General features: G+C 40.4%; 20 protein-coding genes and 1 pseudogene. 14 read left to right on the forward strand and 7 right to left on the reverse strand.

The genetic code is table 11. The features are described 5' to 3' along the window. The first annotated feature begins 607 nt into the window (after positions 1-607). From NQ510_RS08250 to NQ510_RS08290, 9 genes are read left to right on the forward strand one after another with little or no spacing between them, the layout of a single operon-like run. Positions 608-1339, forward strand: a complete 732-nt coding sequence (locus NQ510_RS08250; RefSeq protein ID WP_005823777.1) for a UpxY family transcription antiterminator — start codon at positions 608-610, stop codon at positions 1337-1339. A gap of 14 nt (positions 1340-1353) precedes the next feature. After that, positions 1354-4428, forward strand: coding sequence for a virulence factor SrfB (locus NQ510_RS08255; RefSeq protein WP_005823776.1), 3075 nt, complete (start codon positions 1354-1356; stop codon positions 4426-4428). Between the two features lie 17 nt (positions 4429-4445). Next, a complete protein-coding gene (locus tag NQ510_RS08260) occupies positions 4446-7256 on the forward strand; it encodes a virulence factor SrfC family protein (RefSeq protein ID WP_005823775.1) in 2811 nt (936 codons plus the stop codon). Positions 7257-7260: 4 nt separating this feature from the next. Then, positions 7261-9978, forward strand: coding sequence for a S8 family peptidase (locus tag NQ510_RS08265; protein ID WP_005823774.1), 2718 nt, complete (start codon positions 7261-7263; stop codon positions 9976-9978). Positions 9979-9980: 2 nt separating this feature from the next. Then, positions 9981-10919: a hypothetical protein gene (locus NQ510_RS08270; RefSeq protein WP_004312230.1), complete on the forward strand. Its 939-nt coding sequence runs from the start codon at positions 9981-9983 to the stop codon at positions 10917-10919. 2 nt (positions 10920-10921) lie between these two features. Further along, complete coding sequence (locus tag NQ510_RS08275; RefSeq protein ID WP_005823770.1) at positions 10922-12538, forward strand: tetratricopeptide repeat protein; 1617 nt, start codon at positions 10922-10924, stop codon at positions 12536-12538. A gap of 1 nt (position 12539) precedes the next feature. Then, positions 12540-14567, forward strand: a complete 2028-nt coding sequence (locus NQ510_RS08280) for a hypothetical protein (protein WP_005823768.1) — start codon at positions 12540-12542, stop codon at positions 14565-14567. Further along, positions 14567-15436 carry a hypothetical protein gene (locus tag NQ510_RS08285; protein WP_005823766.1) on the forward strand — a complete coding sequence of 290 codons (870 nt, stop codon included), beginning with the start codon at positions 14567-14569 and terminating at the stop codon, positions 15434-15436. The genes NQ510_RS08280 and NQ510_RS08285 overlap by 1 nt, the downstream gene beginning before the upstream one ends. Continuing rightward, complete coding sequence (locus tag NQ510_RS08290) at positions 15429-16265, forward strand: hypothetical protein (protein WP_005823764.1); 837 nt, start codon at positions 15429-15431, stop codon at positions 16263-16265. Before NQ510_RS08285 ends, NQ510_RS08290 begins: the two co-directional genes overlap by 8 nt. A gap of 358 nt (positions 16266-16623) precedes the next feature. On the opposite strand, the pseudogene NQ510_RS18880 reads toward NQ510_RS08290, so the two are convergent. From NQ510_RS18880 to mobA, 3 genes and pseudogenes are all read right to left on the reverse strand, one after another. Continuing rightward, a pseudogene (locus NQ510_RS18880) lies at positions 16624-16806 on the reverse strand (YWFCY domain-containing protein); the annotation flags it as partial. 37 nt (positions 16807-16843) lie between these two features. Then, on the reverse strand, positions 16844-18097 hold the full coding sequence (mobB, locus tag NQ510_RS08300) for a conjugal transfer protein MobB (protein WP_005823759.1): 1254 nt from the start codon (positions 18095-18097) through the stop codon (positions 16844-16846). Next, entirely contained in the window at positions 18082-18501 is a 420-nt protein-coding gene (gene mobA, locus NQ510_RS08305; protein ID WP_032856281.1) for a conjugal transfer protein MobA, read from the reverse strand. Before mobA ends, mobB begins: the two co-directional genes overlap by 16 nt. Positions 18502-19251: 750 nt before the next feature. On the opposite strand from mobA, the gene NQ510_RS08310 reads away from it, so the two are divergent. From NQ510_RS08310 to NQ510_RS08330, 5 genes are all read left to right on the forward strand, one after another. Continuing rightward, on the forward strand, positions 19252-20010 hold the full coding sequence (locus NQ510_RS08310; RefSeq protein WP_005823750.1) for a ParA family protein: 759 nt from the start codon (positions 19252-19254) through the stop codon (positions 20008-20010). Between the two features lie 4 nt (positions 20011-20014). Continuing rightward, the gene (locus NQ510_RS08315; protein ID WP_005823748.1) at positions 20015-20461 is read left to right on the forward strand and encodes a DUF3408 domain-containing protein; all 447 of its coding nucleotides are present in this window, start codon (positions 20015-20017) and stop codon (positions 20459-20461) included. Positions 20462-20480: 19 nt separating this feature from the next. Continuing rightward, the gene (locus NQ510_RS08320) at positions 20481-21131 is read left to right on the forward strand and encodes a hypothetical protein (protein WP_005823746.1); all 651 of its coding nucleotides are present in this window, start codon (positions 20481-20483) and stop codon (positions 21129-21131) included. Between the two features lie 19 nt (positions 21132-21150). Next, a complete protein-coding gene (locus tag NQ510_RS08325) occupies positions 21151-21318 on the forward strand; it encodes a hypothetical protein (protein WP_005823744.1) in 168 nt (55 codons plus the stop codon). Between the two features lie 82 nt (positions 21319-21400). Continuing rightward, positions 21401-21898 (forward strand): DUF3408 domain-containing protein, encoded by a 498-nt coding sequence (locus tag NQ510_RS08330; RefSeq protein ID WP_139169197.1) that lies wholly within the window; start codon positions 21401-21403, stop codon positions 21896-21898. A gap of 317 nt (positions 21899-22215) precedes the next feature. On the opposite strand, the gene NQ510_RS08335 is transcribed toward NQ510_RS08330, so the two are convergent. The 4 genes from NQ510_RS08335 to NQ510_RS08350 are packed head-to-tail and all read right to left on the reverse strand — an operon-like array spanning position 22216 to position 24406. Further along, positions 22216-23493, reverse strand: a complete 1278-nt coding sequence (locus NQ510_RS08335; protein WP_005823738.1) for a PcfJ domain-containing protein — start codon at positions 23491-23493, stop codon at positions 22216-22218. Beyond that, positions 23490-23915, reverse strand: a complete 426-nt coding sequence (locus NQ510_RS08340; protein ID WP_004312216.1) for a PcfK-like family protein — start codon at positions 23913-23915, stop codon at positions 23490-23492. The genes NQ510_RS08335 and NQ510_RS08340 overlap by 4 nt, the downstream gene beginning before the upstream one ends. Before the next feature lie 23 nt (positions 23916-23938). Next, entirely contained in the window at positions 23939-24178 is a 240-nt protein-coding gene (locus NQ510_RS08345) for a DUF6926 domain-containing protein (RefSeq protein WP_005823735.1), read from the reverse strand. A gap of 12 nt (positions 24179-24190) precedes the next feature. Beyond that, positions 24191-24406: a hypothetical protein gene (locus NQ510_RS08350; protein WP_005823733.1), complete on the reverse strand. Its 216-nt coding sequence runs from the start codon at positions 24404-24406 to the stop codon at positions 24191-24193. Positions 24407-24545: the final 139 nt, after the last annotated feature.

The following is a 24545-nucleotide window of genomic DNA, read 5'->3' on the forward strand; positions in this document are numbered from 1 at the left end:
ATCGAGATATTCAAGCGAATTGGCTTAAATAGTCTTAAATTTGTGTTGCAGTATTTATATTTCCTACCATTTCTTGTCTTTTCTCAATAAATTTTCGTATTTTTGCAGTCGGATTGTATAGCCAGACCGCAGTTGTCGCTGTAAGACGAGTTCTTTCATGATAACCGAGTCGGCAGCCTACGCCGTGCTGAGTGTAGTGAGGTCAACCATGACATATCTATACGTAAGCGGGCTTTGGGCGGGAAGACAATCCAGACATAATGGAAGGCGTTTATCGACGCTGTGTTTAAGACTTCCTGTAATCTTGCAAATTCACAGTAAATTGTTGTCTTGAACGTAGTCAACGGTAGATGTCCCGGGTGTGATTATATCAATCCCGTGGAGACCTGTAAGCATGGATTGTGTCCTTTCGGGCGCAGTCTAATGTGTTATTAGGTCTCTTTACGGACATGATTTTCATATCGGCGTGGGCTCTGACGTTGTCTGTTCAACAACAATAGGCAATTGCAAGAGCCTCAGGAAGTGGAATGGACAACAGGACGATTCCACGCTCTTTTTTTCTGTCGCAATTTAACGGATTTCTGTCTAGAAAAAAGTTAGCACCGATATGAAAGTCGATGAATGGACATCAGAAGATGGACACACCTCAGGGGGTGGTGAATACCCTCCTTGCGCTGGACTTACCTCCAACGCCCTCCCCGAAGCTCAAAGCACAGTTTCCGCCGAGAGTTCACAAACAGGGGTGTCCACCAGAAATGCCCATATAGCAAGTAAGCCTAAAGCACAAAAAGAGGAAGATAGCCCTCATTGGTATGCCTTACGTACCACATACGGTAGAGAGAAAAAGGCATACGACTACATGACAGCCAAAGGCATCACTGCTTTCTATCCTACTACAGATACTGTAAAACTTATAAAAGGTAAGCGCAAAATTGTTACCGAGTCACGTTTACCTAACATCTTCTTCGCCTACGGTACCGAAGAACAACTCAAAACCTTTGTTTACGACAACGTAAACCTCCCATTCCTTCGTTTTTATTATCGACACGTCCACGTTGGTCGCAGAATAGAGAAGATTCCTATGATAGTTCCTGACTATCAGATGGAAAGTCTCAAAATCATCTGTGCTGCCGATGCGGATAACACAATCGTGTCATTAATCGAAGTGCCAAAGTTCGAGAAAGGACAATTGGTAAGGGTTATTGATGGTGCTTTTAAGGGAGTGATAGGCAGAGTCGCAAGATGGCAAGGACAACAGAGAGTAGGAGTTGTGGTGGACGACTTGGTGACTGTTGTGACGGCGTATATACCAAGTGCATTTATAGAATCAATAGAATAAATATCATTTTTATTATGCAAGAGCATACTTTAATAGCCAATTCTGGTATTCAAATCATAACGTTTCCATTGAGGATAAATACTCAAGAAAAGTTCAAAATGTGGTATCACGAATGGTATGATACTGAAAATGGGGAATGGCGACTTGATCCTGTGTACGAACTTCGCACAGATGACGAGTGCTATTATTATAACAAACAGAAACTTCATAAAGGTGGCTATTTAAGTGACCCTACTATTGAAATTGATGTCAACGAGCTTAAAAGCGATGATATATTACCATTGAGAATAGAAGATGAAAATTGTCCAGGTGTAAGGGGCGATATATTTAGCCTTACATTCTCCGACAAAGACAACAAGTTTTCCAAGTTTGAAAATGCTTGGCTTCCAGTCCCATATTTCTTTAAACGCACTCTCAAGCGTTTTAAGTTCGGTCCATTAAATTGGGTACGTATGAAGTTAATCCCGATAAGAGAAGAAAAGGGAATAAAATGTTACAATGTAGTACTTGCATTCGATACAAGAGCTCGTTACGAGAGTGACGAATATGATGAATGTCCCGTTTTTCCCGATGCGTTTAGAGGCGAAATGGATTTCGAACTATGTAGTAATGAGTTCTATTTGATGGACTATTGTTCTCCTAAAAATAACTGGAGTTATATTGATGACTATTTGTTGCACTTGGTTCATCCAAACGTTCAACGTGTATCTCAATTAAGAGGTGCGAACGTGAGAAAAATGTCGTATATCGCATCATACATATTCTTAATCAACTATCTTGCTCAAAAGGATCTATTCCCCAAGGTTAAACTTTACAAGGATACCGATGTCGAAATAAAGGATGTTGATATGGTTGTTGATATAGGAAACTCACGTACAACAGCACTTTTAATAGAAGATAATACCAATTTTAATCAAGTAAGGCAGCTTGAACTTATTGACTATACAAATCTTGTTAACGAAACGAACAATTCACTTGTAATCAACAAACATAACGAACCTTTCGATATGCGTTTGGCTTTTCGTAAAGTTGACTTTGGAAGTTTTGGCATTAAAGACAGCAAACAATTTGTTCATCCGAGCTTGGTTCGTTTAGGACAAGAAGCCAACACACTTATCCATTTGGCCACAAACACTGCAGATGATATGGAATCTTTGTCAACCTATTCAAGTCCAAAGAGATATTTGTGGGATTGGAGACCAAATAAAGAAGAATGGAAATTTCTTGTTCTCAAAGGTGAAAAGGACGACCACATTTTGAATCTTCGTGGAATAACAAATCAGTTGAAAAGTGACGGAAGTATAGATCTGTCCGGAGAAAGTGGCAGCTCGTACCACTATTCCAGACGGTCTTTAATGACATTCTCTTTCTTGGAAATGTTAGTGCAAGCTCGTATACAAATTAATAGCGAGGAATACAGGTCTAATCGTAGTGGGTTTGGAAAGCCGTCCATACCAAGAAGAATACGAAGAATTATTGTAACTTGTCCTACCGCAATGTCAAGGGTTGAGCGAGAGGCTCTTGTACATTGTGCTAAAGATGCAGTAATCTTATTGGAAAATTTCGATTATAATTGCCCTGTAGAAAATCCACATCCTGGGAAACTGGTAGACGTAGTCCCTGCTGTTCGCTCTATGAAAGATGACGATGGACTGTGGTACTATGACGAAGCGACATGCTCCCAATTGGTATATATGTATGGAGAGGTTGGACAAAAATACAAAGGATGTTGCAGTGAGTTCTTCAATCTCTATGGAAAAATAGAAGATGGTGACAGCCAGCCTTCAATAACTGTTGGATCTATTGACATTGGTGCAGGAACATCAGACTTGATGATTAGTAAATATACTTATATAAAAGGTGATGTTACGACCATTACGCCAGATCCGAAATTCTACGATAGCTATTATTTCGCAGGAGATGATATGCTTTATGCCCTTATCAAGAATATTATGCTCCTTGATGAGAACAGTGCATTTAGGACAGAATTAAAAGACTTAACAACCCAACAATATCGCCAAAAGATAAAGAATTTCTTTGGAGAGGATTATAATGGACAAACTATAGCTGATAGAATATTAAGAAAGGACTTTAATATTCAATATTCTGTACCATTAATGTGCCATTTCTTGGAGTTGTTGAAACAAGGCTGCAAGGATTGTATTGTAAAATATTCAGATGTGTTTTCCGAGTGTCCACCTAATGAGGCAATCATAGAGGAATTCAAACAAAGATTGAACATTGACATCACATCACTTTCTTGGAAATTTAACAAAGAGATGGTTTCAGAAGTTGTTCGTAAAGAATTTGAGCCTTTGCTTAAGAAGGTTGCAACCATCATGTATTCCTATGCTTGCGATGTCGTATTACTCTCAGGACGTCCTGCTTCACTTCCTGTGATAAGGGATATATTCCTTAAATATTACTCAGTTTCACCAAATAGACTCATTGTTCTCAACGATTATTACGTAGGGGATTGGTATCCGTTTGGAGAGAATACTGGCTATATAAAGAATGCAAAGACTATTGTGGCTATGGGTGGTGTAATAGGACATTATGCCTCGGAACTTTCAAATCTGAATAAGTTTATCATCAATTTAGATTTGCTGAAAAAGAATTTGAAGTCAACTGTGAATTATATTGAAGCTTCTCGTGAAGGACAACCAATTGAATACTTCATAACACCAGACAAGTACCGAGGTGACTTGACTATTAGTAGTATTCCCCAATCACTCCATGTTCGTCAAATAGGGATGGACTCATATCCAAGTCGTGCCTTGTATTCAATAGACTTTAACCGTCATAAGATGGCAGACAAAATTCGGAAAAAGGCCATTATAAATGACGAAGACTGTCCGACTGACGCAAAAGTAATAGGACTTGTAAATGAAGCCATTGATGTTTTGAAAAAACGAATGCCATTTAAGATAACAATTGAGCGTGACATGGATGACAAGGAAAATCTTTCCATTTCAGCAATAACGGATAAAAATGGTAATGATATAATGGATGGTAATCTTGAAATACACATCCAAAGCCTTGGTGTTGACGAACAATATTGGCTTGACTCAGGTGCGTTTGATTTCTAATCTCTAAAAATGAAATTATGCTACAAGATATAAAGCAACATATAGATTTGGTTGACGGCTCTATTGCATGGGCCAAAGAGTTTGGAAAGGAGTCTTTTCCATACGATGTTTTTAAGGAATATCGCCGCAAACTCAAGCGCATATATGCAGCCTTGGAAGAGAATTGTTCTGCAGCGGCTTATGGCGAAAGTCAGGTAGGTAAATCTTATTTGATGAGTAGTTTGTTGTCTTCTCCAAACTCGCCTTTTGTCATCACTAATGCAGGAAAATCATATAGTTTCATAGATGATATAAATCCAAGTGGTGGAAACAATGCCAAGATAGAATCAACTGGTGTTATCACTCGTTTTACTCTTAGCCAAGGTTGTTCTACAATGAGTGACTTTGTAAAGGTACGCAACTTGTCTGTTGTGGACATAATCCTTCTCTTGGCTGATTCGTATTATAATGACATTAAAATCAATCAAGATAGCGTATTGCGTTATGATGATATAAACAAGGCTCTTGAAGATATGAATGGTCTTTGGGCATCAAAGATTGTTGTACAAAATGAAATTGACGAAGACGATGTCAAGGATATTACAGATTACATCCACGATGTAATAGGGAATGCTGCGGCTGGTGTAAATCAATCAAACTTTTGTAAGATAGTTGCTCCTGTAATTCAATATGTTTCCTATGACAAATGGGTTAATATATTCAGTCTTCTTTGGAACAGGAATAGTGAATTGAGTCACTTGTTCAGTGTCCTCATTAATGAATATAAGAAGCTTAACTTTCAAACAGATATTTATATACCATTTGCTGCAGTGCTCCGTGAAAAAGGAACATTGTTGAAGATAGAATGGCTTGACACTGTTTGCGGTGTACAGATAGATACTGGATATGATGAAATTTATACAGATGTATATGATTCAAATGGGAATATCCTTGCTCATGATTTTCATAAAGGAAATCTTTCGGCACTGATTGCAGAACTTACCTTTGAACTGCCGCCTTCGGTTGCAGATGATAGGAAATTCTTACATAAACTTGATCTTCTCGATTTCCCAGGTGCTCGTTCTCGTGAGAAATACAAGGAGCAGGACATTCATACAGTTCTTCCCAAGATTCTTAGAAGAGGAAAAGTAGCCTACTTATTCAACAAGTACTCTCGCTCATTGAGAATCAGTAGTGTGTTATTCTGTCATCATAACGACCAAAAGGCGGAAGCTACCATTGGAGAAACAATAAATAGTTGGATTGAAGACAATATTGGTTCTACACCAGAGGAACGAGCCAATATGCTCAATGACACAAATGGTATTGCACCATTGTTCTTTGTTGCAACAAAATTCAATATCGATTTAGAGAGAACAAAGACAGACAATTCCTCAAACATAGACAAACTTGATACACATTGGAACAGGTTCGATACCGTATTTCCGGAAATTATTAAGCCTAACAAGTGGCTTGATAATTGGGTGAAAACAGGCGGACTGTTCCGAACCGCTGCTTTCCAAAACATTTATCCATTACGTGATTTCTACTGGTCTGGAAAGAATGGTGTTTTTGATGGCTATAGTGATGGTGCAGTCAAGTCAGAAGAGAAAAGTGTTCACACGTATGCTGATTATCCTGACTATTTCGAAAATCTGAAACAAAGCTTTCTTAAGAATGCCTTTGTGCAACGTCATTTTGCTAATCCCGAACAGACTTGGAATGATGTTGCTACCATCAACAATGATGGTTCAAAGGCCATCATTCGTAATCTTGACGCTATCGCAAGTGTACTAGAAGATGCAAGAAAAAAGAAATACCTTGCACAATTAGCTAAAATAAAGTCAGAGATGTATAATGCACTTTCTGTTTATTTTGAGCCAGAAGATAAGGAGGCAAAGAATCAAAAGGTAAAACAGATAGCCAGTGATATAAGAATGTCCCTTATTTTAAGTGTTGGCGAGAGACCAGAGATATTCGGTCATATCATAGACAACCTCATGGTGCCAGTTGGTGATTTGCGAGACATTGCATATAATATTATCATCTGCCATACCGATACTCCCAAAGATTTTTCTATAATAAACTTTATACGCAAACAAGCGGACATTAATCCATCGGACAACAAGAAAACGAACATTCAAAAATTATGCGATTTCTTTGGCTGCGAAAAAGCGAGATTAGAAGAAGCGTTAAAAGAACGTGGCTGTACCATTGCAGAGGTGGTTTCGAGTGAAACGGAAACTTTGACAACAGTGGCGGATGTTGTCACCAAACACATTGTTGATTATTGGAATGCCTATATCAACAACAAGGTTAAGGTTCTTGAGCCTATGCTTCCACATTCAGATGAAGTAGTCTTTATGTTATCAGCATTACTGAAAAAGCTGGGGATGAAACGTATCCTTTCTGAACGAATAGACCGCTATTGTAAAGTGTTCAGTCTTAATGAGCAACCAAACGCTATAGCTGATTATGCTTCATTGACACTCAACAACTTTGTAAGTTCTGTAGGGCGCAAATATATTAACGATGAGGACGTTGACAATATTCGTGCGAAAGCAGATAAGTGTCACATTAAAGTTGATTTGAGTTCTTCAGCATGGAATGTAGTTAGAAAACCGCAACCATTATTACAAACTTTGAGCGCATTTGATGCCGCCTCCGATATAGATACTGTTGACAAATCAACATTAATGAAACTTCCACTTTGGGACAACTTCCAACGATGGGAGAATTTGGTAACAATTGGTCTGCTATATGCAAGTGACATTTCTCATGTTGACCCAATAGCCAATGCTAAAATTAAAACAATCATTGATGCTTGTGAAATTTTATATAAAGGATAAATAAATGGCAGGACATTCATTCTTTGGAAAACAAAAACTCTGCTATACAGAGGTGTCTGATTTTACCGACTATCAAGGTATCGGTCACGACCCCATGTACAAGAGATACGACAGTGTTTTTAGTGTTGTCAAAAGGGTTATACCTATAAATCTGCAACATTTCCTTGCGACTCCTGAATATATGGATGATGAAGATCAGATTTGTTGGCATATAGAGAAATGGCAGCAGCATCCCACCCGTTTGAGTGAACTGTCAGGAGCAGAGTATGACAGATATAAGGGAATACTTGATGACACCATAAAAATATACAAGTCCTCTATTATGGATTTAAGTGGAGAGGATTTGCAGATTATGGCAGGCGCAATTAAATATGTCAGTGAAGATAGGGTATATTGTACAGATGACAAGGTGTATCTTGTAGCATGGGGTATGACTCCTGATGTGCGTCAGCATAAGGTTGTTGGCTCCGTGATTCACGACTTTGAATACACCAAGAAATATAAGATTACATTCGATGCTGGCGAACATGGAACAATTTCAAAACTTGACAAAACCATCAGTCGTGCCGAAGGATCGATACTTTCAAAATTGGATATACCTACAGTGGATGTTTGTGAGGGCTGGAATTTTACAGGGTGGATACCTTCGCCTATTGGTCAGAGAGTAAACTCCAACATGACTTTTACTGCCCAATATGACGAGGTCGTTTCAGAAACGCCTGCTATTCCTCCAATATCTCCAGAACCTTCAATCCCTTTAGATTCTCCAACAGAAGAACCTACGACAGAACCAGAAGATGTTTTCTACAATTGCCGTTTTGAAGCAGGTGGACATGGTTCTATTGAAGGTTCGTCTTCATTTAGAAAAGCTGCCAACACTACTTTGTCAAGTGGAGAAATACCTATAGTTACACCTAACAAAGGGTACAAGTTTACAGGATGGAACATATCTCCAAACAATATTCTCGTAGATGAGGATAAAGTGTTTTTCGCCCAATACGAGAAAACTTTGCCTTGGTACAAAAGATGGTGGCTGTGGTTTGCAGGATTGTGGACTGGCAAAGGTTGCTTAAAATGGTTGTTATGGCTGCTTCTTATAATATTGTTGATTTGGTTGCTATCATGGCTACTAAAAGGCTGTGGCCACCATTCGCCTGTAAACGGCGTTGTTCCTATTGATACCATCACGAGAGCGGATGGTTCTCGTGTTGATGATAATGGAGCGGTAAGACCGATTACCGGAAGTGACGGCAAGTTGCCTGATGACAATACGGTTGTTGCTCCAGTCATGGGCGAAGGTGGTGAAGAACCGCCTATTGTCAAGCAACCTGGTGTACCCAATATCATTGCCAATCGCCTGTTTTTGTATATGGAAAATGAGAACGACAATGTAGATGCATTGGCACGTGACTTAAAACAAGCGTATCCAGATGATAAGTATAGCATTATTGGATATGACAAGGAAGTAAAATTGCTTGTCATACAGATTCCAGAAAACGAACGTGACCAAATTCGCAAGACCATAAACAGTAAAATTCCTAATCATAAGTTCATTGTTTTTGACGAGGAAGTGTATGAACTGCATGGTCAAATCAGTAATTCGACAGAAAATGCAGGTTGGCATTTGAATGCGATACATCTTAAGCAAGGATGGACATATACAAAAGGTAGCTCAGATGTAAAAGTTGCCATTGTAGATGATGGCATTCAAGCAAGTCACCCTATGTTTAAGGGAAGAATTGTTGACGCATACAATGTCTTTACCCAAAATAATGCTCTAAGTCTTGGAGAAGGACATGGTACACATACTGCAGGATTAGCAGTAGGTTCGGCAGATTACTTTTCAAAGGGGGCTTCAGGTGTTGCTCCCAACTGCCAGATAATGCCTATACAGGTATTTGACAATAAGCAGTGTCCTTTGTCGGCTCTCATTGCAGGAGTAATGTATGCACTTCACCATGATGCAGATGTTGTAAACATATCCATCGGTCCTTCTTTCAAAGGTTTGAATGTGCTGCCTGTTGAACAACAAGCAGAAATTGCCAAGACGCAATTCCAAAATGTAGCTTTCTTATGGGCTCGTGTTTGTAAGCTTGCAGCCAAGAAAAATACAATTCTTGTATTTGCTGCAGGAAATGACGACATTCTTACAAGTATTCCACCAGAGAATCGCAACGCTTCTTCTATAGTTGTAACAGCAGTTGATAAGAGGCTATATCCAACAGTGTTCACGAATTATGGTCCTTGTTCCGATATTTCAGCTCCAGGCAAAGGTATCTATAGCTCATTTCCTTCTAACACCTTTCAATCATGTGATGGAACAAGCATGGCTGCGCCAATAGTTACTGGAACTATAGCTTTGATGAAATCGCTTAAAAAGGACATAACTGTAGCGCAAGCACGGAATGTACTTTATAAAACTGGTGCTGATGTTTACGGATATATTCCCCCTATGGTTTTGGTTGACAAGGCTTTGATGGCTGTTAAAAATGGTGACTTCAGTGAACCGACAGAACGGAAAATAAAACCTGTACCAGAAGGTGAAGGAGATGAGTCGGCGGCGAATAGGCAACAACCAATAGTAGACACACCTCCGAGTGCAAACACTGATACGCCTACATCCCAAGGAAATGAAACTGACTATGATGCTATTCGCAGAAAGATAGCAGAGTATAAACAAAAGATAGAAGAACTAGAACGTTTACTTCCGCAAAAAAGATAGATATGAATAGAAAACTTAGATTTTCGTGGGGACACATTGTGGCGTTCCTCGCACTGATTTTTATTGCGTATGTCGTTTTCATGGGAGCGACATACTACACCGTTGGTAATTATTGCGCAGGTTTATTTACCATGGGATGTTGTGTCCTTTTAATTGTTCTTACTGTATTAGGGGCGCAAGTTCTAAAGGGTGTGGATAAGAAGTTTCACAGGAGTATTATTTGGGAACGCATATTAGTAGCATGTTCTCCATTTATTATTATTATTGTTGGTGTTCCTTTCTCACATTTTTGGACAGTTCAAAGTTCGGAAGATGAAATCATCCAGCAGTTTGACAAATCAATTAAGGCTTCTTTGGGTATATTTTCAGATTATGACTCGTATTCGGATTCCAGAATAGAGCAACTTAAGTCTTCCTTAACATCAACAGTTAACGATGACCAACTCATAAATAATAGGATTACTGAGTTGTCACTATACTTGAAAAGTTCGACAAGAAAATCCATTGATGAGGCAAAAATTTGGATTAATAAGGTTAGTGATTCTCCTTCTGTATGGAATGTTTTTCTTTTCGGAAACATCTCCACCATTGAGGGAGCAATAGAACAATGGACAGAATCCTTAAACACAATTTCTCAAAAGTGTATTTCTTCTGAAACGGATGTCGATCCATTTTCCACAGCAAACATACATAAAGAGAAAGCACTGAACGGACTAACAAGTTTGAAAAGCTTATATCAAGAAGCAAAGGCTCCAAACGCATTAGCGATAACGACATTGCTTATTTGCTACTTGCTGCTTTTGTGCCCATACTTCGTACAAGAACGCCATTCAAGAAATATTGAGACATTCTTTGGAAAGGGAAATTATCACAAATCAGTTTCTATAGATAAAGCAAACAAAAAGCAAGGGACTAATAGAAGTAAATACGACTCATTTTGATTATGAATACAAAAGACAACATATTAGACAATCTTTCCGAGTATAGTCCACGTCAACTTGCGGAGTATGTAGACAAGGGCGTGATTACTTGGGACGATATGCGTGATACAGGCGATCTTACGCCGTCATTACGCAAAGCTATTGAGGAGCAAATTTCACAAATTGCTCAAGTAGAAGACAAGGATTGGGAAAGGGCACTTACTGCTGGTACAAAATCGGCATTTCAAGAATATCTTTCAAAGTATCCTTCTGGTAAGTTCACTGATGCCGCTAGGGGCAGAATTTCCGATTTAATAAGAGAAGACAACAAAATCCAAATCGAAAATGAATGGGATTCTCTAGACAAATCGGACATAGAAGCATTGCGCACTTTTATCCGTGAGAATCCAAGGAGTCCGCATGTTACAGAAGCACGCGCAAAAATCAACGAATTGCAAAGAGAAAAGAGGCGCGGTAACGGAACACGTTTGGTCATCTCGGCGATTAGAGAAGGCTATAATAGCAACCGTCCTGACCTCAAGATACCAGAGTTGCTGAAAACATACCTTAACTCCAACAGAATTTCATCTCATGATATTGCAACTGTTATTGGTGATGACAATAATATTATGGAGGCAGAAATCGTTCAGACACTGTGTAATGAAGGAATTATCGAGTATGATGATTTGGAAAATATCAGCGGCATAGACTCAGTTTTTGTTGACAAATTGATAGATTTTCAGTCAAGTGATGTTCCAGACCTGCCACCTGCGCAACCTTTGGAGGAAATTAAAAAAGATTATACCGAGGTGTATTTCTGGGGCATTCCATCATCAGGGAAGACATGTGCCTTGGGTGCTATTATGAGTGCGGCGAAGAATGGAACCAATGTTAAGGCAATGCATCCTGATGGAAATTGTCAAGGTGCGGCATATATGATGCAATTAGCAGATTTGTTCGATCCAGAAGCCGTTTCTGTTTTACCTCCCCGTACAGACGTACAAGATACCTACGAGATGCGTTTTACTCTTGTCGGTGAAGATGGTCGTGAGCATAAGTTAGCATTTATTGATTTGTCTGGTGAGTTGTTTACATGTATGCATCTCAAAGCCTCAGGTTTGCCATTTGAGAGACAAGAACAGGCGGATGCTATAAATACTCTTGACAACATCCTTGTTAAAAACAGAACCAACAATCGTAAGATTCATTTCTTTGTTGTTGAATATGGTGCACAAGACAAAAAGATTAGAAGCATGAGTCAAGACTCTTATCTTCAGGCAGCCATTAGCTACATAAATGAAATGGACATATTTGATGAATTTACAGATGGTGTCTATATGATTGTTACTAAAGTTGATAAAGCTAATGTTGATGAGTCAGAGTTAGGTACACATCTTGCGAATTACATCGAAACATACTATAAAGGTCTTTATGGAGGCCTTGTTGATATATGCGAAAAGAAAGAGATAAATGGTGGCCGGGTATCAAGATTTCCGTTTTCTATCGGAAAAGTCTGTTTCCAAAATCTGTGTATGTTTGACAAGGAGTGGACACATCGTATAATAGAAGAAATAAAGGAACGCTCCTATGCAGAGAGAGCCGGCCGATTAGGTAAATTAACAAGAATGTTTGGTAAATAATATGGAAAAGAATAAGTTAGGTATTGTTATTAATACGACAAAAGCTAATAACCGCACAAGCGGTTTTAGAGCCATTTATCGTTTTAATGATGATGAATGGTCTTCGGTAGTGCGTGATACTGGGGCTGAATTGAAGAAGGTGACAAACAATTCTGCTTCAGTTCCAATTCATTTCATCCAATTCGAAAGTAATGGATGTTTCTATTGCATTATGCAACCTATTGCAGGAAGAAATGATTATCAGAGTGCATGGATTTTCATCCATAAAGACATTCTTCTTCCCAAGGGAGAGTTGTCTTCAATAATACAAAAGGTTGAAGAAATCTTGTCTTTCGATGTTGAGGACAAAAAGGCAGAACTAGACAATCTGTTCGAAAAGCCTTACCAAACAACCAACAACCCAAGCTATTCTGTCAGCTCTGGGGACACCTATGCTGTACGCTACTATGGTAAAGGAACAGAACTTGTGTACACACAGAGTTCGATATTGGAAGATTACCTCTATCAATCAGAGTATTGCAAATATAAGTCCGTATTCTTAATAGACAAAGAAAGCGGGCTGCAAGTTTCTGATGCACAAGACTTGTCTAACACAAAGCTTGAAAAAAGCTTTGTGATAGAACTTCCTTCGGAACGTTACGGTTTCAAGCATAATTGGGGAGCGGATTCCTTAAGGGTAACAGAAGGTGCCCAGGTGAGAGTTAGATGGACACGCTCTGGTTATGCCCCAGTGGATAAGCAAGGAAGATGTAGTGAGGATTTATTGATACAAAAAACAGACATGAAGCGTTCCTTTCGTCTTGAGTTGTTTCGAGTTGTTGACAAAGTTACAGGGAAAACTCTGAAAGTACGACCCATATTTATTGGGAAATATTGGGTGGATGATAGTAAGAACCCAACTGTCTTTTACTTCAGAGAAGATGACTTGAACTGTGTATCTTGTCGTGTTGATTTACAAACTTATGAGCCATTCAATGGCACATTAGATCTTACCCAACCAAATGAGAAAGGAGAATTCGTTATAGAACTCCAACCTGAGAACCATGAATATAAATGCTGCATTGAAACGAAGATTCCTGACGTTCGAACCATCGAGTTTGTAATCAAAACACAATATAAGCTTAAAGGCTCAGAGATTCCCGGATTCCAATTCGAAGGGACTCCGTCTGAAACAAGAACAAATAGACTTAAAGGTGCTCATAAACAAGCAGCGATGCCTCCTATCGGAAGAGATGCAATGTCTGTAAGACGAGAAGATTATATAAGTCAAGAAAGAAAAGGGAATTCCTCAAAAGAACACCACGGAAAAGGTACCCCGTGGTTAAAGTATCTAGTATACACAGGGATATTTGTTTTAATCATTGTATGCTGTTATTATGGATATCAGTATATATCCCCATCTGACAAACCACAGGAGTCAGAAATCGCAAGTGATGAGTATAATGATTCTACATCTGATTGGGAGTCAACGGTAGAGTATTTGCGACAGAATAATACAAAATGGATTGAGTCAGAAATGGAGAAATTCCCCGACTTAAAAGGAGTGTACGCAATGATTCGGGATTTCCAATTCAAAGAACTTAAGAAGTTCATAGATGATCATTCTGACCTGAAATATATCAACGAATGGGAACGTCTGTATAAGATTGTTGAAGAGAATAATAATAAAAAGGGAGTATGGTCAACTGATGGAAGTATAGATGTAGAGAAATATCTAAACACAGATTTTGCGTCTAAGCCAGACGCAAAAGAAAACGACATACCATCCGATTCTTCTAACGGTGTTGAAGACTATGATTCAAATCATTCATCATCCGTGGTTTCTGAAACTACTAGTAAAAATAATAGACCATCCAACAACAAAGGAAATTCAAACGGCAAAGGGAACTCTACCAACAAGAGTAATTCCGGTAGCAAAGGAAATTCTAATAACAAAGGAAATTCCAATGACAATGAAACTACCAACAAGAGTAACTCTGGTAGCAAGGGAAGTTCTAAAGGGAATAATAATCAAGATAATTTGAACTAATGAACAGATCTCTTATAAAATCGCTGATACTTGCCATTGCAATAGCAGTGGCAGTAGGTGGTGTCTTATTTTTTATCCAAACAGTAGTAAGTCCACCTGAGAATATAAAAACGGAAGATGTGCATACGGCCGACATCCAAAAGTTTTCTAATTCTTATAATCCAGACACATTGGAATTAAAAGAGGCAGAGAAATTGTTTGATGTTATAGCTGACCGCGCTACATTGTACAGAGAGGATTCTTTGATAGACCAGAAGTCATGTGACAATGCAATATCTAGTTCTGCAGAAAAATTCTCCGCAGCATTCGTAAAATGGTCGATGTCTAAATTTGAACAATCCATATGGAGTCATAGTGACCATGTCGTTATGACAAAGATTATATACAAGCTGCGTAATGTCACGATTGCTCAAGGTTCGAAAAAGGCTTTAGAATCTACTAGTCTTGCTGTACTTACAAAGATAGAAAGCATTATCAGTGAATATGGTAATGCCTGGAATGTTGCTAAGCAAACATCTTTCAATAACTACAATGATGCATATTCTAAACGCAAAAATGCAGAGTCTTTGGCAACGAAAGAATATCTAAAGAATTGCGTCAGGTTGGTAAATGCATTAAACTCTGTGGGGCAAAAACTCGAATTGTCTTGTTATTATCAGCTTAAAAGGCGTATTGATAATTTGCAGAATTTGTACTCTTTCGGAACAAAGAGTGCTTATGATAATGAGTCTAGCAAGGTGTACGATTTAATCCAAGAGTTCGAGAAAACGAAAGTTTTTGGAGTTAGCACTTCCGCACATGCACAATCTCTTAAGAATTCTCAGGACTATTACGATAGATCTGCAGAAAACTATACATGGAATGAATAAACAAACAAGGAAAATGGAAAAGTCATTTAGGATTATCTATACGCTTTTGCTTTGCCTTCTTGCAGTTTCTGCAAATGCTCAAAAGAACAAGAAGGACAAGGATGAAGTAAAGATTTCTGCTGCAAAGTATGACAAATTTCGTGATGACATAAAATTATTGTCCGATAGCACGAAAACTTTAGCAGATAGCTGCACTTCTCTTAATTCTATTATCCAGAATTTACAGAAAGAGAAAGAGTATTTGGATGATGTTATAAGAAATAATAAAAAGGATATAGAGGAGAAAGTAGCTATTATTGGAGAAAAGAATGCGCTGATTGCATCTATGCAACAACAGCATAAAGCAGATAGCTTGACTATGTCCACAACGCTCCTGTCAATGTCTGAAATGCAAAAAACAGCGGATGAAACTTCTGCTAAATATGCAAATGGTCGTTTGTATTTCAAATATGATGCCAAACGAATCCAAGGATGCATTGATGACTTTAACAAGATAAAAACTGCATCAGTGAAAGAGAAATTCAAACAATTGCCCAATTTGCTGAGCAACTACGAAAAGTATTCAAATCAACTAAAGGCATTACTCGAATCTGCTCAAAATGACCCTGATAGAAAGGTAAGGAATAAAGCTGAAGAATATAAAAATAAATATAGCAGAGAGATAAGGAATTCTGTCTACTATTCGAACTACTATGCAAGGCAAAATTTGGGAACATGGAGTATCCCCTATTTAGACAACATTATAGAGGTAACGATGTCCATCCTTAAAAAACATGATCCAGGACATAATGACCCAGTGAATTTCAATTCATTAATAGAAATGCTTTAATCGTTCTTCTATATATCGCCTAATTTTAAGATAAAGAACTAAGGTCAAGTGTTTTTCGTTATAATTATTGCAAGCTCAATAAACTTCATTTATGCTTTCTACCAATAGTGGCACATTCGCTTTGATATATTCATTTCTATTTCTTCTTGTAGAATCTTTTGTTTTTGTCAAAAAAATATCAAAAATACCTTTGGGCTGCATTGAGAGAATTTGTAATGGGCATCCTATTGCACTTAGCCGTAGTATAATGAATTTGTCAAGTTGAGATATTATATAATCTCAGTACACAATCGAAAAGGATGGTAGGATTCATACTCTTGCCATCCTTTTTCATTGGAAAACTACTCTTGTCACATAAAAAAACTCCACCTGTACGGTTGAAGTTGATTAGGATTCTGTCAACAACCCCGATTGTCACTCCCCACATGCGCATTGCCTCGTAGCAATACCAATATACATTCATAATTGCGAGTATTATACTCACGGCACGGAGAAAATCCATTATTTTTCCCAATGCTCTCAAATCGTCTTCTTGTGCCATTGTTTTTCTGTTTTGAAGTTATACCTTGATAATACGATTAAAGGTTTCTCCCTTTTCGCTTCTTTTTCTTTCTGCGTAACTCTCTGTCAAATGCAGCTTCCTGTGCCTCGTTGGAAGAACCATTCCCTGCCATAAGTCCAAGACCGCTGCCGTACTCATCGAACAAGCCAGAACCTTGAAGTTCCTGCTCCAAGCCAGAGCCTTCTTCTTTTGGAATGGCAAGCGGTATCGGCTGTTCGTTCTCGTAAGGCAAGGTGAAGTGCTCCTGTAGGGCATTGGCAGAAAGATTCGTTCCAAGTCTTGAACCATTGAAAACGCTTTGAGTGCGGTGGTCAATGAATGTTGCTCCGTAGATACGGCCGTCAGCTGTATGGCGGAAAACAACATCAATGCCCTTTGCTTTCAGCAGTTCAACAAACTTATCCTTATGGTACGTCTGCTTCAAGACAGCTTCCACGCTATGACGGGTCATCTCGGAGAGTTTCTTGTCCTCCTTGAACTTCTTGGCAGAATAAGCGAACCGCTTTTCTATCGCCTCCGCACCGACAGACCTGTCAATCTTTGAAGCCTTGAAAGGATTTCCCACCTTGTTGCCCTGTCTGTCCGTGGCAGAATAGACAAAACCATGATACTCACGACCGCCAACTTCGCCTCTGACCTCCTCCAAGGATATATTATATAAGGAAAGAAGTGCACGGTACTCGCCCAAGGACTGGAACCTGTAGGTGGCGCAGAGAGATTTTACTGTGTTGGCAACCTGCTTCTTCACATTGCCTTGGCTTACATCCACCTTGCGGAGTGGATTGTCTGCCTGGCGTTGCTTGCGGTCTGCCTTGTGGAGACTGTACTTCTCCTCCAAGTCACGGGTGATAGCCTTGCTCCTATGGTAGTTGTATCGGCTATCCAAGCACTTGCCGTTTTCAGCCACTCGGATGGTCACGATGTGCATGTGATGACGGTCGATGTCCTCATGCTTGTAAACCATGTATGGCTGGTTGCCATATCCCATGCGCTCCAAGTATTCACGGGCGATGTTCTCCATGTCCATATCCGTCAGCACATCATCTGGATGCGGATTCAAGGATATATGCACGACAGGCTTCTCTGTTCTGATGTGCGGAGAAAGGTATCGCTGGAAATCACGCAAGGCATTGGCGATGCTCGTCTTTCCCGAACAATCATCGAAGATCTTGTTTGTAGCCAAGAGTTTTCCTTCTTCCTTGTTAATCTTCTCACCATTGTATGCCAGTGCGCCATACAATGAACTTCCGAAACTTATCTTTGCGACCATCTTTCCTCAAACTTACGGGTCAGTTCAACAATCTCACGGGTAAGAGAGACCAGTTCCCTGGTGCAGTTCTCCAGCTTATAGAGCAAAGCCATCGCCTTTTTCTCTGAGAAATGACAACGGAGTTCCTTGACAACCTGGTTGTAGTTGTTGCCAATCATTCGGTACTGCGAGTGAAAAGAAGAAAGCTTGGTGTAGTATTCCACCAATGTCTTGTCCTCGCGCAGCACCTTGAACGGCTCGCCGAAGATGCGTGCCTTGGCAAAGACAGCCTTTGCCTTCACATCAGTCTGCTCATACATGACGAGGAATTTCATCCACTCGTCATCGTCGAACCGAAGCATCACATGGTGCGACTTCGGGTTCAGCTTGGGGATTCGTCCCCCTCGTTTTCTTTCTGTGTTCATATTAATATGGATTAAGTGGTACATGCGGCAATAATGGAATTGCACAAACTATCGTCAGATTGGAACATGGGGAGCCCGACTTCGGAGAGGCTACCAACCCGGCAGGGCAAGGTCTTTGGAGAGTAACTCCAAAGGTTTTGAGTAACTCAAAACATACCTTGCTATGTCTTTGAGGACATAAAAATCCGCTTAGGGTGGATTGAAGTTAGCCTTCGTAAGAAGCTGTCCCCATCCCGAATGGAAGCTGTTCGGGAAATCCAGTCCTTTGCGGAACATCAAGCCTTAGTTCTTTTCGGAACGATATGGATGCGCCATCCATCGCTTTGCCTTTCGGGTGCAAAATTACGGCTATAATAGCACCCTTGGAACAGATGCACCCCAGACAACCACTGCAACTATCGGCAACATGCTGCCACAGGATTTGAAAACCATTGTTTTTCGGAAAAAGCGTTGTTACTTTGCAGCCGTAAACATCGAACTAATGATTTGAAAATATGATGAAACAAGCATTTGTAGAAGTGAATAAATCTGTCATTATTGCAGTATCGCCTTGCATCAATGATGCGCTACTGACGTACAGACTTACTGATTCACTGTCGTACTGTCGTATGGAAATGATGAAGCATTGCAATGGTTCAAGGTCTCCATAATGAAGCAATGAATTGTAGACATGGACTCTTATGTGTCCACATCGTTAAATTGGCAGAATATTATAGAAGTGAGTTATCAACAATTTAAAAAGTTAAAGATATGAGTAAAACAAGATTTGTTGCATTCGCGACACAGAAAGGTGGAATAGGAAAGTCCACCATCACGGCTCTTGTAGCCAACTACTTTCACAATGTCAAGGGCTTCAATGTGGCGGTCATAGATTGTGACGAGCCACAATACAACCTTGCAGACCTGCGAGACGAGGAACTGGAACTCATCAAAAGCAGCGACTATTTCAAGGCGCAAGCCTGTGAGCATTTCAAAAAACTGGGCAAGAAGTCCTTCAGCGTAACGAGAAGCAATGCTGTCAATGCGCTTGACGACGCAGAGACAGTGTTGAATGAAACAGAGGTTAAACTTGACTTCATCTTCTTTGACATGCCTGGGACTATCAAAAGTGAGGGCGTCATGAAGACCTTGTCTCAGATGGATTACATCTTTGTACCCGTCAGCGCAGACCGCTTTGTTGTAGAAAGCGCAATGAGCTTCATGCAGTTGTTCCACGACAACTTTTTGACACAGGGTTGGTCGGTCACCAAGAAACTTGCTTTCTTTTGGACAATGGTTGACAAACGAGAACGCACGAGTTTGTATGATGTATATGAAGGTATGTTCAAGTCTCTCGACTATTCGGTTCTCAACACACGACTGCCAGACAGCAAACGTTTCAGAAGAGAGCTGTCGGAGAACAGAAAGGCAGTGTTCCGTTCCACCATCTTTCCATCAGACCCAAACCTGTTGCGAGGGAGTGGCATCAAGGAGTTGTCCGACGAGATTTGTGAAATCATAAAGACATGAGCCTATGGTAAGCAGAAAAATCAACACTGACGCAATAGATGAAAATCTGCTCATTGCCTCTATTGGCAAGAGCAAGATTGGCACGACAACGGCATCCATTCTTGACGGAACTTCCCAAAACCCAGTGAAGGATACCGAAGAGAAAGAAGAGGGTGAAAAGAAAAATCCACGTTCACAGATGGATAAGCCTGCAGCCCCACGCAAGCCATCCAAGGTTTCTTCTGAAAGTTATGATGCTGCATTTCTCAAACGAAACGAGATAAAGACTCGTCAATGCGTTTATATCAGTCGTGAGATACATAAGAGAATTTCGAGGATTGTCAGTGTGCTCGCAAAACATGAGTTAACAGTTGGTGGTTATATCGACCTTATTCTTGAGAGACATCTTGAAGAGAACCAGGAAGAAATCAACGGCTTGCTGAGAAAAGAGATAGATGACTGGAATGTATGACAAATAAAAAGGAATAAGCATGACAATGGAAAGTATATTCATGATAGTTTTGGTTGCATTCAATGTCTGGACTATCTATTTTTACAACAAGTTGCTCCTTGAAGTTGCGAACAATAAGGAAGAAGAGGAAAAACCGCCTATCGACCCGATGGCACTTGTAGGCAAAAGTCTTTTCAAATTGTCCCAACTGCGGAAGAAAGAAGAAACGGAACAAAAACAAACAGAATCCATGTCCGTATCGGATAATGACGTGACATTTGACGATTCTCCAAAGAGTACGGCACGGATTTCTGACGAACAGCTTGATGACGTGTTTACGAATGTTCGCATAGAAGATATTGGTGTGAAATATTCTGACAATAAGGAAGATGCCGATATGCCACAAGCCAAAGGGTCAAGTTTTGAGGACATTGACGCAGCTGTGAATACCGTCAAGGCACCGAAAGCAACGGACAAGGAGAAAAGACATGCAGGCAAGGTTTTCCATGAGATGGATGGCAACCAATTCTATGAGAAATTCATGGAGAACAGCGAGGAGTGCAAGAAGAACATCCATGATTACGTCACCTTCTACTTGCAAACTCATAAGATTGTAGAGATTTCCAAGCCAAAGAAAGAGTTTAAGGTGCCAGACAGTATAGAGGACTTCAATATCCTCGACTTTGTATAACAATTTAATAAGGAGAATTATGGAAAGAACAGAAGAAAACAATGCAACAAAGGATAGATTTGCACATGTGGGCAAAATATTCTCGGAAATGGACAGCGAAAAGCTACAAGCTGAAATCGCAGAACGCTCAAAGATTATTAAACGCAAAATAGATGCGTTGATGGAATTGCATATGTCAGGTATCTGACAAAAACTGTTGAGGTTGGATTTTCAATAGTCAACAAGTATTTCAATAGCAGAGAATTTGTATAACAATTAAAAGAATGATTATGGCAGACAAAACAAAAAACTGTGGTAAAGGACAACTCACTTCGACAGATGCCAAGGAGTTGTATGAGGCTTTCATGAGAAATTATGAAGAGACAATGGAGGAAGCTGGGAAACAGATTGACGCTTGTCTTGAAGAGACATTTCAAGACCGTACATCGTCAACTATTTCCGACAAGGAGGAGTGTTTTGATGAAGATGCAGCATATGAGAATTATGATGTGGGTGAATTTGAGCCAATCGACAGAATGGAGAAAGAGCGTACTGAGCAGTATGTCGGTAAGTTCATGGCAAATGCAGGTTTTACCGCAAGATATGGCAGACATGTTGGCATCAGCGAGGACATTCATGAGCGTGTGACTAAATTTGTCAGTATCGTAGGCAAGGGAAAGATTTCCATTGCAAGTTATGTGGATAACATCATCAACGAACACTTCAATGCCTATGCAGCCGAAATCAAGGCTGCATTCGATGAAGGTCTCAAGTCGTATCGCCTCTGACAATAAATTAAGAGTACGCCAATGAAAAAGAAAGACTACGGCTAAAATCTCAGCTTGCCACTAAATCCACAGGACGGCATCATGCCGCATTAGTAAGCAAAAGTGTCAATCGCCAGATGGGACTATCTCCCAAGGAACAGAAAAAACGATTTATGAATAAAGGACAGTCCTTTTGATTTGGGCTGTCCTTTGTTATTCTGCAAGTATCGCAGATAAGGAAAAAACGGTTCTTTGCCACTTTCTTTCCGCTCCTCGGCTCATGAAGAAAGTGGCGGAACGAATTTTCATCGCTCTGCCTAAATTATAATAATGTGGTGTTATGTCGTTGCAACCATTCGTTGCTCTATAAGTCTTGCATTGCTGTTCACCAAGTTGATGATGTCGGCATGGTGCTCGGTGTCCTTGTTCTGTAGTCCGTGGCATTGTACGACTTTCATCTGTTCGAGTGAAAACTCCACTGTTTCAACTCTTTGTTCGGCTATTCTTGCATAGAAGATGATGCAGTCGGGATTGAGTGAATAGTTTGTACCGCTGCCTACGCAATGGTGCATCGCCTTGCCCTCAAGAACGTGCTCCCTGACGCTTTCAAGCATTCTCACCACGATATTGCCGTCCGTGAACATCAAACCGAAGAAACGGCTCTTCATTTCCTTGAATTTGTCCTCGTTCTTCAATGCCTTGCGTATCTCCTCCTCGGTACGCTCCTTTTCTTTCTTGGCTCTGATTTTCTCGGATATTCTGTCGTGCCCGGCTTCAAGGTTGTCGGGACAAATGTAATGTGGACTTCTGATGTCCTTGCCCATTTCCACCAACATACAGATATAGTCCGCCCATTTGCCGATGTCTGTAATAAGGTAATGGTTGCGGTTGGCTATCTTGTAGGCATTCCAACAAGTTTCCAAGTGCCGTGGGTGGTCTATGAAGTGGCGGACGTGTCCGTAACGACATTGTTTCATCATCGTTTCGATGCGGTGGTCTGTCAGCATCGCCTTGAACAATGTAAGCGGTTCGATGCCGTGAAACGCTCCGTCAAAGCCGTTGCGCCATATCTGAGGAATGATTTTCATATCGGGGCAGACCGGAAATGAAGCAATATGCTGATAGGTGGTGTTGTCCCTGCGCAGTTCAATGTCGGAGTCATAGCAGAACGTGTCCATATAGATACCCATTGTGCGCTTGCGTGCCATAACCTCCACCTTGCCTTTTTCGTTCATCCAATAGCGTGCCACCTCCCAACAACAGATGTCTGCCTTTTGTCCCTTGCGGTAATAGGCTTTCATCTGATATGCTCGCATAAGTTGCAGTCCCTTACGTTCGGTGAGTACGCTGAAATAAGTAGAAGACATTGCCTTCTGTCGCTTGGTGCGCTGCACTTCCAACTTTGCCTTACACTTCGGGCAGACACATTTGTCCGCATCCTCGTCCGTAGTCCAAGTGTGTCCGCAGTCCATGCAGGTGGTCTGTCCGTGCTTCAACTGAAAGGCATAGTGGTCAAGACATTCACGGAATGCCCATTGCATTTGCGCTCCCTTGATAGGTCGTAACCCCTTGTTTGAGGTTACGACTTGCTTCTGATATTTCGTTCTTGGTTTCATAACGTGTCGAATAATGATGGTTGGTGTACTTCTGTTTCCGTTCTCTGTGAGGTGCGCTTGGCGGTATCTCTGTTACGCATCTTGTTCATCTGCTCTTGCTGATATTGGCGGATGGCTTCCTGTCTTGCCTGTGCCTTCTCCTCCTCTGTGAGTTCGATGTGGTGGTTGACAGACACTTGGCAGTTCAATGGTTTTCCTACCTCGATGTCCTTCTCCTCGTAGTAGTGGATGGCTTGCCCATATATCTCGTCATCGCAAAAGCCGTTGCAACCGCTCTTCTGTACCCAATTAAGGATATAGGTGACGCAATCGTCTATGTTCTTGTCGGGGTTGTCATACTTGGCTGCAAAGAGTTCGTCCTCCATAGCACGCTCCTCCAAATAGGCTTGTATGGTTCTCTTGAAATATTCTGTAGTGTTCATATCTGATGTTGTTAAAGGGGTTGTTACTCGTGATAGATGATGTCGCAGTCCTCAACTTCTGTAGGCAGTCCGAAAAACGGATAACGGCTGAAGTAAGGTTCTGTGCACATGTCCTCGTTGTATCTTGGACTTACTATCTCAATATTGTTCTTGCGTATGGCTTCGTCCACCATACGGATTTCCTCGTCAGTCAGTCCGCTTGCATCGCCATTGATGATGTAGCAGAGTGCCCATGTAGGTATCGCTTCAATGCTTCTGTTCATATCGCTTGTACTTTAAAGTGTTAATAACCAAATGAATGTTCCAATCAGTACCACCATAGAAAGAATGGAAATGATGATGCCGAAGATGAACTTCACAATTCCCAATATGACTTCACCGACCATGCAGAGAGCCATATATCCCAACCAAGCCACCAAAGTGATGAGGGTTGAGCCGACTGCGGAGAGTAATCTCCACCAAGTCTGTGTTATGTTGATGTTTGTTGTCATATAGCCTTGAATTAAATTTATTTGCGGTTCCAGGAACTGAAGGGAAGTTCTCGTTTCTTCACCTTTTTGTCGCTCCCTTTTCCGACATTTTTTTTTGCGTCTTCCTGTCGCATCGGTCGTTTCGTTTCAGGTGCCTTTC

This window comes from Bacteroides uniformis, assembly GCF_025147485.1.
Taxonomy (GTDB): Bacteria; Bacteroidota; Bacteroidia; order Bacteroidales; family Bacteroidaceae; genus Bacteroides; species Bacteroides uniformis.

What these genes read in the sequence shown, in the direction of transcription:
- NQ510_RS08250 (WP_005823777.1), top strand. Translation starts at nt 608, where the DNA reads ATGAAAGTCGATGAATGGACATCAGAAGATGGACACACCTCAGGGGGT.
- NQ510_RS08255 (WP_005823776.1), top strand. Translation starts at nt 1,354, where the DNA reads ATGCAAGAGCATACTTTAATAGCCAATTCTGGTATTCAAATCATAACG.
- NQ510_RS08260 (WP_005823775.1), top strand. Translation starts at nt 4,446, where the DNA reads ATGCTACAAGATATAAAGCAACATATAGATTTGGTTGACGGCTCTATT.
- NQ510_RS08265 (WP_005823774.1), top strand. Translation starts at nt 7,261, where the DNA reads ATGGCAGGACATTCATTCTTTGGAAAACAAAAACTCTGCTATACAGAG.
- NQ510_RS08270 (WP_004312230.1), top strand. Translation starts at nt 9,981, where the DNA reads ATGAATAGAAAACTTAGATTTTCGTGGGGACACATTGTGGCGTTCCTC.
- NQ510_RS08275 (WP_005823770.1), top strand. Translation starts at nt 10,922, where the DNA reads ATGAATACAAAAGACAACATATTAGACAATCTTTCCGAGTATAGTCCA.
- NQ510_RS08280 (WP_005823768.1), top strand. Translation starts at nt 12,540, where the DNA reads ATGGAAAAGAATAAGTTAGGTATTGTTATTAATACGACAAAAGCTAAT.
- NQ510_RS08285 (WP_005823766.1), top strand. Translation starts at nt 14,567, where the DNA reads ATGAACAGATCTCTTATAAAATCGCTGATACTTGCCATTGCAATAGCA.
- NQ510_RS08290 (WP_005823764.1), top strand. Translation starts at nt 15,429, where the DNA reads ATGAATAAACAAACAAGGAAAATGGAAAAGTCATTTAGGATTATCTAT.
- mobB (WP_005823759.1), bottom strand. Translation starts at nt 18,097, where the DNA reads ATGGTCGCAAAGATAAGTTTCGGAAGTTCATTGTATGGCGCACTGGCA.
- mobA (WP_032856281.1), bottom strand. Translation starts at nt 18,501, where the DNA reads ATGAACACAGAAAGAAAACGAGGGGGACGAATCCCCAAGCTGAACCCG.
- NQ510_RS08310 (WP_005823750.1), top strand. Translation starts at nt 19,252, where the DNA reads ATGAGTAAAACAAGATTTGTTGCATTCGCGACACAGAAAGGTGGAATA.
- NQ510_RS08315 (WP_005823748.1), top strand. Translation starts at nt 20,015, where the DNA reads ATGGTAAGCAGAAAAATCAACACTGACGCAATAGATGAAAATCTGCTC.
- NQ510_RS08320 (WP_005823746.1), top strand. Translation starts at nt 20,481, where the DNA reads ATGACAATGGAAAGTATATTCATGATAGTTTTGGTTGCATTCAATGTC.
- NQ510_RS08325 (WP_005823744.1), top strand. Translation starts at nt 21,151, where the DNA reads ATGGAAAGAACAGAAGAAAACAATGCAACAAAGGATAGATTTGCACAT.
- NQ510_RS08330 (WP_139169197.1), top strand. Translation starts at nt 21,401, where the DNA reads ATGGCAGACAAAACAAAAAACTGTGGTAAAGGACAACTCACTTCGACA.
- NQ510_RS08335 (WP_005823738.1), bottom strand. Translation starts at nt 23,493, where the DNA reads ATGAAACCAAGAACGAAATATCAGAAGCAAGTCGTAACCTCAAACAAG.
- NQ510_RS08340 (WP_004312216.1), bottom strand. Translation starts at nt 23,915, where the DNA reads ATGAACACTACAGAATATTTCAAGAGAACCATACAAGCCTATTTGGAG.
- NQ510_RS08345 (WP_005823735.1), bottom strand. Translation starts at nt 24,178, where the DNA reads ATGAACAGAAGCATTGAAGCGATACCTACATGGGCACTCTGCTACATC.
- NQ510_RS08350 (WP_005823733.1), bottom strand. Translation starts at nt 24,406, where the DNA reads ATGACAACAAACATCAACATAACACAGACTTGGTGGAGATTACTCTCC.